Annotated in this window: 10 protein-coding genes; 4 read left to right on the forward strand and 6 right to left on the reverse strand. The window is 75.5% G+C overall.

Annotation, left to right across the window (positions count from 1 at the left end):
* Nucleotides 1-19: 19 nt before the first annotated feature.
* From WMF29_RS44590 to WMF29_RS44600, 3 genes are all read right to left on the reverse strand, one after another.
* A complete protein-coding gene (locus WMF29_RS44590) occupies nucleotides 20-1,171 on the reverse strand; it encodes a hypothetical protein (RefSeq protein ID WP_437326118.1) in 1,152 nt (383 codons plus the stop codon).
* A gap of 174 nt (nucleotides 1,172-1,345) precedes the next feature.
* Nucleotides 1,346-2,035 carry a sterol desaturase family protein gene (locus WMF29_RS44595; protein ID WP_437326119.1) on the reverse strand — a complete coding sequence of 230 codons (690 nt, stop codon included), beginning with the start codon at nucleotides 2,033-2,035 and terminating at the stop codon, nucleotides 1,346-1,348.
* Nucleotides 2,036-2,101: 66 nt separating this feature from the next.
* Nucleotides 2,102-2,299 (reverse strand): hypothetical protein, encoded by a 198-nt coding sequence (locus tag WMF29_RS44600; RefSeq protein WP_437326120.1) that lies wholly within the window; start codon nucleotides 2,297-2,299, stop codon nucleotides 2,102-2,104.
* A gap of 328 nt (nucleotides 2,300-2,627) precedes the next feature.
* On the opposite strand from WMF29_RS44600, the gene WMF29_RS44605 reads away from it, so the two are divergent.
* The 3 genes from WMF29_RS44605 (at nucleotide 2,628) to WMF29_RS44615 (ending at nucleotide 6,663) form a co-directional block, all read left to right on the forward strand.
* Nucleotides 2,628-5,462, forward strand: coding sequence for a DUF4388 domain-containing protein (locus WMF29_RS44605; RefSeq protein ID WP_437326121.1), 2,835 nt, complete (start codon nucleotides 2,628-2,630; stop codon nucleotides 5,460-5,462).
* Between the two features lie 80 nt (nucleotides 5,463-5,542).
* Nucleotides 5,543-6,238, forward strand: a complete 696-nt coding sequence (locus tag WMF29_RS44610) for a hypothetical protein (RefSeq protein ID WP_437326122.1) — start codon at nucleotides 5,543-5,545, stop codon at nucleotides 6,236-6,238.
* A 41-nt stretch (nucleotides 6,239-6,279) separates the two neighbouring features.
* Nucleotides 6,280-6,663 (forward strand): nuclear transport factor 2 family protein, encoded by a 384-nt coding sequence (locus tag WMF29_RS44615; RefSeq protein ID WP_437326123.1) that lies wholly within the window; start codon nucleotides 6,280-6,282, stop codon nucleotides 6,661-6,663.
* Between the two features lie 102 nt (nucleotides 6,664-6,765).
* Here the strand turns inward: WMF29_RS44615 and WMF29_RS44620 are convergent, their stop codons facing one another.
* The 3 genes from WMF29_RS44620 to WMF29_RS44630 all read right to left on the reverse strand — a co-directional run bounded on the left by WMF29_RS44620 (nucleotide 6,766) and on the right by WMF29_RS44630 (nucleotide 12,533).
* On the reverse strand, nucleotides 6,766-9,600 hold the full coding sequence (locus tag WMF29_RS44620) for an AAA family ATPase (RefSeq protein WP_437326124.1): 2,835 nt from the start codon (nucleotides 9,598-9,600) through the stop codon (nucleotides 6,766-6,768).
* A 96-nt stretch (nucleotides 9,601-9,696) separates the two neighbouring features.
* Nucleotides 9,697-11,169 carry a delta-60 repeat domain-containing protein gene (locus WMF29_RS44625; protein ID WP_437326125.1) on the reverse strand — a complete coding sequence of 491 codons (1,473 nt, stop codon included), beginning with the start codon at nucleotides 11,167-11,169 and terminating at the stop codon, nucleotides 9,697-9,699.
* A gap of 170 nt (nucleotides 11,170-11,339) precedes the next feature.
* A complete protein-coding gene (locus WMF29_RS44630; RefSeq protein ID WP_437326126.1) occupies nucleotides 11,340-12,533 on the reverse strand; it encodes a glycosyl hydrolase in 1,194 nt (397 codons plus the stop codon).
* 763 nt (nucleotides 12,534-13,296) lie between these two features.
* On the opposite strand from WMF29_RS44630, the gene WMF29_RS44635 reads away from it, so the two are divergent.
* Nucleotides 13,297-14,238 carry a hypothetical protein gene (locus WMF29_RS44635; RefSeq protein ID WP_437326127.1) on the forward strand — a complete coding sequence of 314 codons (942 nt, stop codon included), beginning with the start codon at nucleotides 13,297-13,299 and terminating at the stop codon, nucleotides 14,236-14,238.
* The last annotated feature ends 178 nt before the right edge of the window (nucleotides 14,239-14,416 follow it).

Below are 14,416 nucleotides of genomic sequence, written 5' to 3' on the forward strand. Positions count from 1 at the left end.
CGCGGCGCGGGCCCATGCGCTACCGCGCGCCGCCGTCCGGCGTCGCCCGCGGGCGGGGTGTGACGACCGCGTCGGGCGGCGGCGGGCCAGCGTCTGCGTGCGGCGGCGGGCCGGCGTCTGCGTGCGGCGGCGCGTCGCTGTCTCCCTGCGCGGGCGGCGGCCTGGGCGGGAGCGCGGGCTGACGGAGGCCGCGCAGCGAGGCGAGCCGATCGACGAGGACGCCGGCCTCCTCGGCCGACAGCTTGACGCGGGCGTGGAGCGCCTTGCCCTCGGCCGCGATCGCGATGCGCTCGAGCACGGACCCGAAGCCGACGAGCCGCGTCGCGAAGTCCGCCGCGCGCGCGTCGCGGGCCGCGCGCAGCTCCGCGCCGAGCGCGGCGCAGGGGGCCTCCGCGTCGCAGAGGACGGCGGCGTGGACGGCGATCTCGGGGCCGAGCGCGACGCTGGCGCCGCCGGAGAGCAGGGACGCCGCGGGCGATCGGCTGGAGCCGCTCAGCGCGAGCTCGCGCCCGATCTCGGCGCGCTGCTCGGGCGTGAGCACCACCGTGACGCGCGCCGCCCCCTCGCCCACGGCGCGGGCGATGGCGTCGTGCGCGCCGCTCGCGCCGACGTTCCCGCCGCGGCCTTCGGCGGCGTCGATCATGGCGCGCAGGTACGCGCCCCCGCCGAGCAGGATCGGCCCCCCGGGGCGCACGGCGATCTCGCCGTGGCCCTCGGCGCTCGAGTCCCGCACCGCGCGGAAGCTGCCGATCCCGGCGACGACCGGCCGCCCGCCGCGGGCCTCGATGACCTTGGAGGCGCACGCGAGCAGCGCCTCGTCCTGCACCGCGCCGGCCGCGACCAGCCCGAAGTCGCCGCCCTCGCCCGCCGCCGGGATGGCGATCGCGACCTCGGTCAACGCGGCCACCGGGTCGAAGCCGCACACGTCGCGCACCTTGCCGAGCCCCGGGATCTCGCGCTCCTCGCGCAGGAACGAGGCGAACGCGGGAGAGGCGCGCAGGGCCGGGAGGTCGAGCGTCGCGACGAGCATCGCGCCCGCGGGCACGGCGTCGAGCGCGCGCGGCGCGGCGGGCGGGCTCTCCCGCCGGCGGCCGAGGAGCCAGGCGACGCCGCCGCCGAGCAGGACCCCGACGAGCAGGAGGACGAGGCCGTCTCTGGTCCGCGGCTGCACCCGCGACCCGTTAGCACACGGCCGCGGCGGACGCCCCGGCGCGCGCGCGCACCTCGCGCGCCCCGGCGGGGCGGAGGAGGGCGCTGCGCCAGGGCGCGCTCCTGCGTTGCGCGGCGCGCCCCTGCGCGGCGGCTACGTGCCGTTGCGCGGCGGCTGCGCGCCCCCGCGCGGCGGCTACGCGCGCGGCGCAGGCCGGCGCGGCGGCGGCGACCAGCGCGTCCCGCGGACGAGATCGAACACGGGCACGGTCACGTTGAAGTTCCAGCGCTTCATGAGCCGGGGGTCATGGTGCCGGCGGTGGTGCTCGCGGAGCCGCGCGAGCCCCGGGATCCGGTACACCGGGCTGCCCGCCGGCAGGTGATACGCGAGGTGCAGCCACTCGTAGCTGACGAAGAACGCCATCGCCGTCGCGAGCCCGAGCAGCGCCGCGTCCCGCGAGAACAGGGCGCCCGCCGCCGCGGCGAGCGGCAGCAGCGAGGCGAGGACCAGGAGCGCCGAGGCGGGCGGCGTCAGCACCAGCCAGAGCTCGCGGGCGCTCCGCAGCGCCATGTCGTCGGCGGTGAAGGCGAGGTGGTGCTCGCGCTCGTGCCGCTCGCACAGCGCACCGAGCAGCGGCGCCCGCCGGTGCAGCACCGACCGGTGCGCCCACCACTCGAAGGCGAAGGCGAGCAGCAGCGTCGCCGGCACCGCGAGGAGCTCGACCGTATCGACGGCGTCGAGCAGGCGCACCGCCGCCGCGAGCACGAGCGCGCCGAGCAGCGTGGGCGCCGCGAGGTGGAGCGCCGGGCGGTACCCGCGCGGGATCCGCGCCGCGATCTCCGCGCGCCGCCGCGACCGCGGCGAGGCCGGCTCGTTCACGACCATCGGAAACTATGAATTCTAAAAAAACAGAACGCAAGCGCGGGCGAGGCCGCCGGCGAGGGGGCGCGCTCAGCTTTCCTGGCGCTCTTCCTTCTGCTCCGCCTGTTCCGCGCCGTCCTCGGGCGCGCCGCCGTCCGTCGCGGGCGCTCCCCGCTCGAACAGCCCCCCGATGGCCTCGCCGATGCGGCCGATCTTCGCGGCGAGCAGCACGACGATGAGCAGGAAGGCCGTCAGGGCGATCTCGTTGTGGGAAGCGCCGAGCACCATGCGTCGACGTCTACCACGCGGCGCCCGCAGCGGGGGCCGCCGCCGCGCGCGTGCGGGCGTGCGGGCGTGCGTCGATGCGCGGCGACGTCGACCTCGCGCTCGCGTCGCGGAGGTGATGTCGGCCGGGCGCTCCCAGCGCGGCAGGGGTGGAGACCTCGCCGCGCCGGCGGGGCCGTTGTGGAGGGAGCTGCGCTGCGCGGCGGGAACACGAGCGGGAACGCGAGCGGGCCGCGATCGCGTTTGACAGCCCGCCGACGACCGTCGAGAGTCCAGTCGATGCGGGCCCCTGGGCGCTGCTCCGCCGGGCCGCCTCCATGAGATGACCGCCGTGTCCGAGCTCCGCGACGACTACGAAGCAGTGCACGCGCGCCCGCGCGAAGGCGCCATCCTGCTGGCCGACGCGTCGGCGGACGGGGAGGCGATCGGCGCTGCGCTGCGCGGCCGGGGCTTCGAGGTGATCGCGGCGCCCATCGCCGAGCTCGACGCGCGCCTCGCGAGCGACGCGCCGCGGGTCGTGATCGTCGACATCGACGAGCCCGGCGCGATCGAGGCGCTCGAGCGCCTCTACCTGCGGCCGGGAGGCGTCGCTGCGTCCGTGCTCCTCGTGGGGGATCCGGTCCGCTCGGCGGAGCTCGATCCCCAGCTGTTCGGGCAGGTCTTCGAGCGCCCGGTCGACACCGCCGAGCTCGCCGCGCACGTGAGCGCTGTCGCGGAGCCCGGGCGGTTCCGCGGGGAGCACGCCGTCGAGGCGCGCCTCGCGGCGGGCCTCCCGCTCGACAATGACGTCCCGTCGAACCCGGACTTCTCGAGCGATCTCGATCCGCTCGACGTCGGCTCGGTGCTGCCGCCCCCGGAGGAGGACGGCGACGAGGTCGGCCCGCGGCTCCTGCCGGCGCGGATCAGCCCGGAGCTCGAGGAGATCCTCGTCGCCGCCGAGCAGCGGGTCACGGCGAAGGCGCACCCGTCGAGCATCCCGGCGGCCGAGGAGGAGGTCGACCTGATGCTGTCGCCGGAGCTGCTCTCGGCCCTCGACGAGCCGCTGGATCCGGACGAGGACGAGCCGCGGACCGGCGCGAGCGCGGCCGTCGCCCCGGTGCCCACCGGGTCGCCCTCGCAGCCGAGGACGAGCGAAGGCCCGTACGGCGTCGCGCCCGCTCCGCAGCCGGCGGCCACCCGCGCCGAGCACACGGGGCCCGGCGACTCCCTCGTCGAGCTCGCCGAGCCGGGCGACGAGCACGAGGACGACCTCGACGCCGAGCCCGCGCTCGACGGGGCGCACGCGACGAAGCGCGCCGGCCCCGAGCTCGCGGCGCTCTCGCTCGACAGGGAGGCGCACCTGCTCGGCAGGGAGGAGCGCGATCACGGCGGTCCCGCGCGCCGGAGCGGCGGCCGCGACGCCGCGCCGCCGACCCCGCGCGACGCGGGCCGGCCCCACGCCTTCGCGTCGCCGCCGCCGCGCCCCGAGCCCGCGTGGGATCGGTCGCCCTCGCCATCCCCCGCGCCGCGAGAGGAGCCCGCGTGGGACCGCGCCCTGCCGGGCCCCGCGCGCGGCGGCGACGACGTCGACTGGGCGCGCGCTCCGTCGGGCCGCCTCGAGCCGAGCGTGCGCCAGCGCATCACGGAGCCGCCGCCCCGGTCGCGCGAGGCCCGTGACGCCCGCGCGCCCGGCTTTCCGCCGCCGCCCCCTCCGGGCGTCGCGTTCGTGTCGCCTCCCTCGGTCGAGGTGCGGACCGCGCTGTTGCCGTCGGTCGGCAGGGCCGAGCCCGAGCCGCTGCCGCCTGTGCCGTCCCAGGCCCGCTCCGCCCCGGCGGCGCGCGCCCCGGCGCCTCCTGGCGTGCCCGTCCCGGCGAGCGCGGGTGGCGTGCCTGTCCCGGCGAGCGCGGGCGCCGGCTCGCTCGGGCGCGGCCTCCTGGCGCCCAGCCCGCCTGCCGCTCCGAGCCCGGTCTCGCTCGGCCGCGGGCCCCTGCAAGCTCCGCCGTCCATGGCCGTCTCCGGCGCGGCCCTGCGTGGGCCCGCGCCGCCTCCGCTGCCGCTCGTGCCGCCCGCGCCGGCCACGGTCAGCGCGGCCGTGCTCGGCCGCGCCATGGCGCCTGAGCCGGTCGACGAGGCGCCGAGCTCCGGCGGGGCCTCGTCGGCCACGGTGCTCGGCCCGGGCGACGCGCCGCGCGCGCTCGCCCGCGCGGTGGGCAGCCGCTCCTCCGGCGCGCTCGCGATCACGACCGAGGAGGGCGCGCGGCGCATCGTCCTGCACGAGGGCGATCTCGTCACCGCCGGCTCGAGCATCCCCGAGGAGACGCTGCTCGCCTTCCTTGTCGGGCGGGGCGACCTCGAGCGCGAGGTCGCGGCGCGGCTCGCGGGCAAGCTCCCCGCCTCGGGCCGGCACGCCGGCGCGGCGCTCATCGCGCACGGCCACCTCGGCCAGGACGACCTCTGGCCGGTGCTGCGCGCGCACGCCGAGTGGGTCATCGGCCACGTCGTGCTCGTCGAGGCCGGCACGTGCGACCTCGAGCCCGAGCCGCCGGGCCGCCTCAAGGCGGAGCCGAACGTCTTCGGCGGCGCCACCGGCGCCGAGGTCTTCGTCGAGACGATCCGCCGCGTGATCGCCCCCGAGGTCGCCCTGCGCCGCCTCGGCGGCCCGGGGGCGCGCCTCGACGACGGCGTCCGGCGCAACCTGCTCGGCGAGTGCGCGCTGCGGCGCGAGGAGGAGGAGCTCGTGCGCACCGCGCGCGGCCGCAGCGTCGGCGAGCTCGTGAGCGTGGCGGAGCCCGAGAACGCGAGCGTGCTCTACGCGCTCGTCTGCCTGGAGGTGCTCGACGTCCTCATCCCGCCGTCGATCACCGAGGCGCCGCCCCCGCCGGTGGAGGATCCGCTCGACGAGGAGGCGATCCGGCAGCGCGTCCGGGCGCGGCTCGCGCTGGTGGAGGACGGGGACTATTTCTCGATCCTGGGCATCCCGCGCGACGCGACGAACTACGAGATCCGCCGCGCGTACCTCGCGCTGAGGAAGGCCTTCGAGCCCTCCACCCTGCTCACCGCCGCGACCGTGGACCTGCTCGACGACGTGCGGCTCGTCATCGAGGTGCTCGACGAGGCCTACGAGATCCTGCGCGAGCCGCACCGGCGCGAGCGGTACCGGCGGGCGATCGAGGCGGGGCCGCCGTAAGCGGCCGCGGGCGCGGGGAGGCGGCTCCGCGCACGCTGCAGGACGCGCGGCGGGCACGGTTGATGAAGGCCGGCGCGGCTGTGCAATGCTCGCTCTCTCCCGGACCCGGACCGACGGCGTCGCGCACGGGCGAGCCGACGCGCTCGGGCCGATCGGCCGCGGCGGCGCTGATCGCCGCCCTCGCGCTCGCCCCGGGGTGCGTCCGCGAGGCGGCGAAGGAGGCGACCCACGGCACGATCGAGGCGCTCGAGGGCAGCGCGCAGGACCGGGCCGGGCCCGCCGGAGGATCGGCCAAGAGGCCGGCCGAGGGCGCGCACGAGCGCGAGCGGCCGCTCGTGGGGGCCATCGTCCACGATGCGGTCCGGGCCGGCGCGGCGGAGATCGGGCGGCAGGCCGAGGGCCTGGAGCCGGTCATCGCGCAGACGAGCGAGGCTGTGAGCAGCGCCGTGATCGAGGGGGCCCTCCAGCACGACCGGGCGCTCGTCACCCTCGTCGAGCAGGGCACGGGCGCCGCTGCGAGGGCCGCGGCGCGCGAGGGGACAGAAGAGCTCATGGAGCAGCTCGCCGGGTGCCCCGCCGGCGACCCGGGCTGCTCGAGCGTCGCGATCGAGCGCGCGAGCCGCGCCGCCGCCACGGGCTTCGCGGACGGCCTGGGGAGGGCGATCCAGCCCTGGATCATCGGCCTCGCGTTCGGCGGGGGGTTCCTCCTTGCCGCGCTGATCGCCGTCGCCATCGCGGTCGTCACGCGGCGGCACGAGCGCGCCGTCGCGCACTGAGAGGTCCGCCCCTTGCAGGCACCCGCACCGCAGGAGGCACCATGTCCAAGGCGAGCGAGTTCATCGAAGCGCTGCGTCGGATCGAGGAGAGCGGCGACGTCGAGCCCATGGCGCGGCTGTTCGCGCCCGACGCCGAGCTCAGCAACCCGACGGTCTCGAGGCCGCTCCACGGCCCCGACGGCGCCCGCAACTTCTGGCGCAGCTACCGGCACACCTTCGGCGAGGTGCGGTCGGAGTTCCGGTGCGTCGTCGAGTCGGACGAGGCCGCCATCCTCGAGTGGACGAGCCGTGGAAAGCTATCCCACGGAGGGGAGTTCTCGTACGACGGCGTGAGCGTCATCGAGCACCCGGCCGGCGCCATCAGGAGGTTCAAGGCGTACTTCGATCCGAGGGCCCTCGGGCTTCAGCTGGAGCACGCGGCGTAGCGCCGCGCTTCAGCTGGAGCACGCGGCGTAGCGCCGCGCTTCAGCTGGAGCACGCGGCGTAGCGCCGCGCTTCAGCTGGAGCACGCGGCGTAGCGCCGCGCTTCAGCTGGAGCACGCGGCATAGCGCCGGGTGCCGGCCCGCGCGATCGCGTCCACCACGACCTCGCCCTGCTCGACGCCCACGAGCGCCGCCGACCCTTCCTCGAGCTGGCCGCGCAGGATGAGCTCCGCGAGCGGCGCCTCGACGAGGCGCGCGATCGTGCGCTTCATCGGCCGGGCGCCCAGCTCCGGGTCGAACCCCCCGGCGTCGAGCAGCGCGTCGATCGCCTCGGGCTCGACCTCGAGCTCCACGCCGCGCGCCTCGAGCTCGCGCTCGAGTCCGCCCAGCAGCCGCCGCGTGATCTCGGCGACGTCCGCCCGCGTGAGCGGCGCGAAGCAGAGGACCTCGTCGATGCGGTTGTAGAGCTCGGGCGGGAGCGTGGCGCGGGCCGCCGAGAGCATCGCCTCGCCGAGGCGCTCGGGCGACACGGCCGCGGAGCTGCGGGCGAAGCCGACGGAGCGCTCGGAGCGGAGCGCGCCGGCCTCCGCCGCGCCGAGGTTCGAGGTCATCACGAGGACCGTGTTCGTGAAGTCGACCCGCCGTCCGCGGCCGTCGGTCAGGCGGCCCTCGTCGAAGACCTGGAGGAACGCCTCGAGCACGTCGCGGTGCGCCTTCTCGATCTCGTCGAGCAGCACCACCTGGTACGGCCTCCGCCGCACCGCCTCGGTGAGCTGGCCGCCCGCCTCGTGGCCGACATAGCCGGGCGGCGCGCCGACGAGGCGCGCGACCGCGTGCGACTCCGCGTACTCGGAGAAGTCCAGCCGCGTCATCGCGTCGGGCGAGTGGAACAGCGCCTCGGCGATGGCCTTCGCCGTCTCCGTCTTGCCCACGCCGGTCGGCCCCAGCAGAAGGAACGACCCGATCGGGCGGCGCGCGCGCAGGCCGGCCGCGTTCCGGCGGAGCACCCGCGCGATGCGCGCCAGCGCCTCGCCGTGGCCGACGACGTTCTCGGCGAGGAGCGTCTCCAGCGAGAGCATCCGCTCGCGGTCGGTCTCGAGGAGCCGCTCGACCGGCAGGTCGGCGAGCTCGGCGACCACCTCGGCGACCTCGGCGGGGCCCACCTGCCGCGCCGGCTGCGCAGGTTGCGCAGGTTGACGGGGCGCCGCGCGCGACGCGCGTGACGCGCCTGACGCCGACGACGCGCGCCGCCGCGTGCGCGCGCCCGCGAGGTCGAGGATCGAGAGCGCCTTGTCGGGCAGCGCGCGCCCGGGCAGGTAGCGCACGGACCAGGCGACGGCCGAGGCCAGCGCCTCGTCGGTGAACGCGAGCCCGTGGTGCGCGCCGAGCCCGACCGCGACGCTCTGGAGGAGCAGGAACGCCTCGTCCTCCTCGGGCTCGTCGATCTCGACGATCGTGAAGCGCCGCGCGAGCGCCGGGTCGACCTCGATGCTCTTGCGGTACTCCTCGGGCGTGGCGGTGCCGATCAGCGTGAGCTCGCCGCGGGCGAGCGCGAGCTTGAGCTCGGCCATCGCCTCGTCGAGCGCGCCGCTGCCGAAGAGCTCCGACAGGCCGTCGATGAACAGGATGACCCGCCCGCCCGCCTCGCGGAGCTCGGACCGGAGCGCGGACAGGCGCTCGCTGAGCGCGCCGCGCGCGCCGGTGCCGGCGAGGAGCTCCGAGGGCACGAGCTCGACCACGATGCGCGGCTCCCGCTCGTCGAACGCGAGCCGGTGGGCGACGCCGCGCGCCACCGAGGTCTTGCCGACGCCCGCCGGGCCGAGGAGGCAGGGGTTGTTCGCGTGGCGCTTGGCCAGGACGTCGAGCGCCTGCTCGATCTCGTGCTCGCGGCCGACGATCGGCTCGAGCTCCCCCTGCACCGCCGCGAGCGAGAGGTTGTGCCCGAGCGAGGCGAGGGCCGGGAAGCGCGCGCGGTCGAGGGTGAAGCGCGCCGCGAGGGCGGCGCTCGCGGCGGCGCTCGTGGCGGTCGGCGGCGCGAGCGGCGGGAGCGGCCGCCCCGGCGCGGGCGCGGCGGGGGAGGCGGCGGAAGCGGGGGCAGGGGAGGTCGAGGACGCCGGGGAGGGGGTGGGCGTGAGGGCGATCGGCTCGGCGGAGCTCAGCGCGTCGGCTCCGATCGGGGCCGCGGCGGGGCGGGGGCGCCCCGGCGGGAACAGCGGCGTCGGCGGGAACAGCGGCACGGTGACGCCCGGGCCGGCGCCCTTGGCGGGCCGCGATTCCGGCGCGCCGGCGCCCTTGGAGGGCCGCAGCTCCGGGACGGCGACGCCGGCGCCCTTGGAGGGCCGCAGGTCCGGGACGGCGACGCCGGCGCCCTTGGCGGGCCGCAGCTCCTGGGACGTGCGTGGCGAGCGCGGCGTGCGCGCCGGATCGGCGGCCTCGCCGCGGGAGCGTCGCGCCGCGGGCGTCGCGGCCGGCGCGGGCGGCGTCTCCGGCGCGCCGCCGTCCTGGAGCAGCCGCGCGGGCGTCCGCCGCGCCTGCACAACGCCGAGCGCGATCTGGAGCGCCGCGGTCCGCAGCCGCGCGAGGTCGACCCCCGACTGGGTGAGCGCGCGGTGCGCGGCCGAGCTGCGGTCGGACAGGAGCGCGAGCAGCAGGTGGAGCGCCGCGGGCTCCTTCGCGGTCGCCCGCTTCGCGACGTCGCGCGCGCCCCCCATCGCCCGGCCGATCGGGTCGGGGCCCTCGTCGTCGACCGAGCGGGTCGCCTTGAGCAGGGCCTCGTCGTCGAGCCGCCGATCGCGGAGCAGATCGGCGGCGGGGCCGCCGCTCATGGCGATGGCCACGAGGAGGTGCACGCTCGACAGGCGCTCCTTGCGCTGGGCGGCGAGGTCCTGCGCGAGCTTGCGCAGCGTGACGAGCTCGGCGTGGGAGCGAGGGCTGGTCATCCTTGCAGAGGTCTCCGGGCTCGGGGTTCGCACGCCGGGCGAGGGCGGGCCAAGTTTCGGAGGCCGGCGGCCGCGCGCTGCGTGCCGCGTGCCACGTCACTGAGGGATCACCTCCTCGGTCTTGCAGACGGGCGTCGGGGCGGAGCCCTCGGCGCACCCGAGGCGCACCGCGCGCAGCTGCGAGGCGGACGAGCTCGACGGCCGCTCCGCCCACGCGATCAAGAGCCCGCGATCGCGCTGTGCGATCATCGACAGGCTGCCCTCGACCTTTCCTCCCGGGATAAGGGTGGTCATCGAGATCAACGTGCCATCCGCGTCGAGGCGGCGGAGCACGATCCGGTCCTGGCCGCGCGTGTTCGTCTCGACGACCGCGACCACCAGGTCTCCGTCCACCTGCTCGGCGGCCAGCGATTCCGCGACGGGCGTGGAGCACGAGGGGACGGTGATGGGGGGCAGCGCGATCCCGCCCGAAGGGGTCATGCGCGCGACGCGCAGCGCGCTCGGCGCGTCCTCGACCGGCGCGAGGGTCCAGGCGACCCACGCGCCGTCGGGGCGTGGGGCCATGCGGAGGCGCGCGACCGGCGCGGCCTCGTGGATCGCCTCATTCGAGGTCATCGCGCCGCCGTTGGAGCCGATGCTGAGGCCGTCTGTGGAGTACCGCCCCAGGTAAATGGTCGTCGCCGGTCCGACGCCCGGGTACTTGACGTCGCACGGTTGCCACCCGGGCTGCCAATCGGTGGGCGCGCCCAGCGCGGCGCCGAAGAGCCAGTAGCGCAGCACCCATCCCGTTTCCTCTTCATCCACTCGCTTCCACCATGCCGCATCGAAGGCGATGGGCGTTGTTGCGCACCCGACGTACATCCCGGTCTTCGAGCTGCCCACCCCTTCCCACACGGTGCCGACCATCATCGAGTACCGCGGGCCGGGCTCGTGGACCTCGGTGATAGCGAGCTGTTCCGCCCCTGAGGAACGAAACGACACCATGCGTTCGCCGTAGTGCTTGCCGACGTGGCTCGACCATGAAGAGAAGGGCTCGCTTCCCTCGCTCCAGGCGCGCGCGGTCCTGAAAAAGCCGCCTGGCGGCAGGTGATCCGGGAAGGTGGTCGTATAGCGCTCTCGGTAAACGACCACGGACTCGAAGTTGTCGTCATCGTCGAGCGGATAGAGCTGTGCCACCGCGAAGGCATCGCCCGGGATGATCTGGTGTTCTGCGTCCAGCACCAGCGCCGGCTCGCTGAAGGCGGGCGGCTGCGCTGACCAGGGATCCAGGGCGACGCGCTGGAGGACCCGGCCCCCCGTCGGGGTCGCGGACGCGGACGAGGTGTAGAGATAGACCGGCGCGTCCTTGGCATCGAGGACCCACTGAGGATCGAGCAGGTCCGTGCCCGGCTGCGCGAGGCTCAGCACGGGCCCCGCGGGCGCGAGGGCGCTGCAGGCGGCTGCCTCGCCGGCGCCGGAGGCCGCGGGCGGTTCCTCTACCGAGAGCGCGCGGGGCGGCTCGTCTGGAAGCGCCGAGCACGCCGCGAGCGCAGGGAGAGCGAAGAGCGCGAGCCATGTCCCACATCGCATCCGGTACCTCCCAGGTGATGGTCGAGGCTGTGTGGCCGCACCTCGTCGCCGCCATCACCCGTTCTTCGGGACCGGGAGGGCGCTCCTGCCCCACGGCCGGGCGACGTCCGGGGCGCAGGGACGCTTCACCCCGTACACCGGGCACTCCGCCGCGCGCGGTCGTGCTGTGGTCACAGCCCCGCGGCGAGGAACCGGGCGAGGAAGCCGCGGGTTCCGGCGTTGCCGAGGGAGTTGCACACCGGCGAGGCGGCGCCGATCGGGCAGTCGACGTCGCGGTCGTAGGACCAGTAGTGGACGCCGGCGAGGCCCTGGGACCTGGCGAAAGCGGCGGTCTCGTCGACGTCGGTCAGCGTGTAGAGCTCGCCGCGGACGTCGTTGCCGCCGATCATCGGGGTGAGCTCGATGTTGGCGTAGGGCACGCCGAAGTGATCGTGCAGGTTGTGCGCGGCCTGGATCGCCGACTGGCCCATATCGCACTGGCCGCCGGACACGACGCACACGCCGGGACCGGGCGAGCCGTAGTTCATGGTCATCAGGTTGACGGTGACGTAGCTCGGCCAGGTCGCCGCGCTGCCGTCGAAGCCGAAGACGTCGGCGACCGCGGCCATGGCGGTGTCGCCGAGGACGTTGAGGCTCGAGCCGATGTTGCTGCCGAGGGAGCGCGCGGTCGACGCGCCCTCGTTGCTGGCGAGGGTCGCCACGGTCAGGCTGAAGCGCAGGTCCGGGTACGCGGCGTGCGCTGTCTCGATGCGCTGCACCAGCGCCGCGATCACCTGGGGCGACTGGCCGGCCTCGATGTCGAGGTCGACGCCGATCAGGTGCGCTCCAGTCCAGCGATCGAGGAAGGCCGCAAAGCCGGCATCGGAGCCGCAGGTGAACGAGCCCGCCGCGCCGCCGGTCGACAGGATGTAGTCGACGCTGGCAGCCTCGAGCACGGGGACGTTGGCGGCCGCCATCGCCGCGCCGGGCACGTCGCCCCAGCGCTCGTTGCCGCACTCGCCGGTGGCGAAGGCCAGGCTGACGACGTTGCCGCCGGCGGCGGTGAGGTCGTCGGCGAACACGGTCTGGGTCCCCGACACCTTGGTGGAGATCACGTTGGTGCCCCAGTTCATGTTGACGCTGGTGTCCTTGTAGGGGCCGAACAGGAGCGCGCCGTTGGCGGTGTCGCCGCCGCCGTTGCCGCCACCACCGCCACCGTTACCGGCGTCGCCGCCGCCGTTGCCGCCACCACCGCCGCCGTTGCCGGCGTCGCCGCCGCCGTTGCCGCCACCACCGCCGCCGTTGCCGGTGTCGCCGCCGCACGCGGAGGCGAGTTTCGCCGCGGCGAGCAGGAACAGGAAGAGGAGGAAAGGGCGGCTCTTCATCGGGTCCTCGTGAAGGGGCGTCGGGCTAGATCCCGGGCTTGCACGAGGATAGAGCGCGGCTCGCGAGCGCGGCATGTCGTGGCCGACCGGCAGGTGGTGAACTTCAGAGCGGAGCCTGCCGGGAGTCGCCGGGTGAGTTGGAACTCTGCCCCGAGGCTGCCGAGAGGCTCCGGGGAGAGCTCGAGCTTTGGCCGGAGGTTGGCGGGAGCCGCCGGGGGAAGCTGAAACTCTGCTTGGAAGCTGTCGGGAGGCTCCCGGGAGAGCTCGAGCTCTGGACGGCGGTTGGCGGGAGCTGCCGGGGGAAGCTGAACCTCTGCCTGGAAGCTGTCGGGAGGCTCCTGCGAGAGCTCGAGCTCTGGACGGAGGCTGCCGGGGGTAACGGTCAACCTCGACCCACAACGGTCGAAATTGCCTGCAGCGCTCGACGACCTGACCGCAGTCGACCGAGCCCCCACCGAGAGCCTCGCCGGCGTCTCTTTCTCGTGTCGACGGATCTCCGGACGTGCAGGGCTGCCTCCCGGATGGATAGACAAGGAAAACGACGGGCTCGGGTCGATTTTCGTGACCCGATCGGGGTCGCGCTCCCGATTGTTCTCCTCGACGGGACGGAAGAACGCCGGGCGACGGATCCCCTTCGCGCGGCGCGCTCGATCCCGGCGGCACGGGGCCATCGTTCGCTCGCGCGGCTTGCGCGGCGAGGTGACGGCCCGGGTCGAACGCACCCGACACACTCCCTTTTCGAGGAGACTTCAGGAGGAGAGATATGCCCGCTGTGACCAAGTCGAAGAAGCGCTCCGCGGCCGCCATGCCAGCTGGAGAGACGACGTATCCCTCGCCCATCTACTCTCCCGCCGCCGGCAAGAAGGCGATCGAGGCGCTCGCCGCGGAGCTCGACCGCCTCGCCGAGGCCGACCTCGTGACCGTGAGGCTGGATGTCGAGGCGGCCACGGTTGCGGCCCTCGGCGTCGTCGGGTTCGTGTCCTCGCCCGACGTTCGCGCGCATTTCGCGCGGTTGCCCCGGGAGGACTTCGACATCACGCACCTCGATGAGCTGGAGCTAGTGTGCTTCGCCGCGCTCCATGCGCTGGCCGAGGCCCGCGCCGCCGGCGCGCTCACGACGGACGCGCGGCTGCCCGTCGAGCTCGTCAGCGAGGCGATGGAGATCGAGGGGCGCATGCAGGCGCTATGCGAGTACCACCTCTCGGACGACCCGGTGATCAAGCCGGAGCTCGATCGCCTGCGGCCCGGCACCGGGCACCGCGACCTCGCGAACGACCTGCTCGGCTACGCGCGGATCTACGAGCTGCGCGCCGGCGTGGTGAAGGACGACCGGAAGCTCTACCGGGCCGGCGACGCGGCGCGCGCGCGGGAGCTGGCCGGGGTGATGGTCCAGCGGCGCTCGACGGCGATGACGCCGAAGGCGCGGGAGGCCTACGGCCGGTACGTGCGGGTCTGGACGCTGCTCTGCCGGCGCTACGACGAGGTGCGGGCGACGGCGCTGTGGCTATGGCGGAGGAACGCGCGCGTGCAGGAGCGGTTCCCGTCGCTGTTCGCCGCGGGCCGGCCGAACTCGGGCCGACCGAGGAAGGAGGGGGAGTCGGACAGACGTGGAGAGAGCGACGGCGGCGGGAGCGGGCGCGCGGCGGGCGGGGAAGAGGCGGTGGGGACGCCCTCCCCGGAGGGCGTGGAGGGAAGCCCTTCGTGAGCCGGGGGCCACCAGCCGCCTCGAGCCCTAGGGGTCGGCCCGTCCAGATTCACGCAGTCCCCGGGGAGGGAGGCTCGGGACGTCGCCCTTCCTCATAGGGCTAGGACCCTCCCAACGATGGGAAGTGCAGCACGGCGGCTCCGGAATGCCAGGCGCTGGGAGCCGTCGCCATCGCGCG

The sequence above is a fragment of the Sorangium sp. So ce381 genome (assembly GCF_051473845.1).
Classification (GTDB): Bacteria; Myxococcota_A; Polyangia; order Polyangiales; family Polyangiaceae; genus Sorangium; species Sorangium atrum.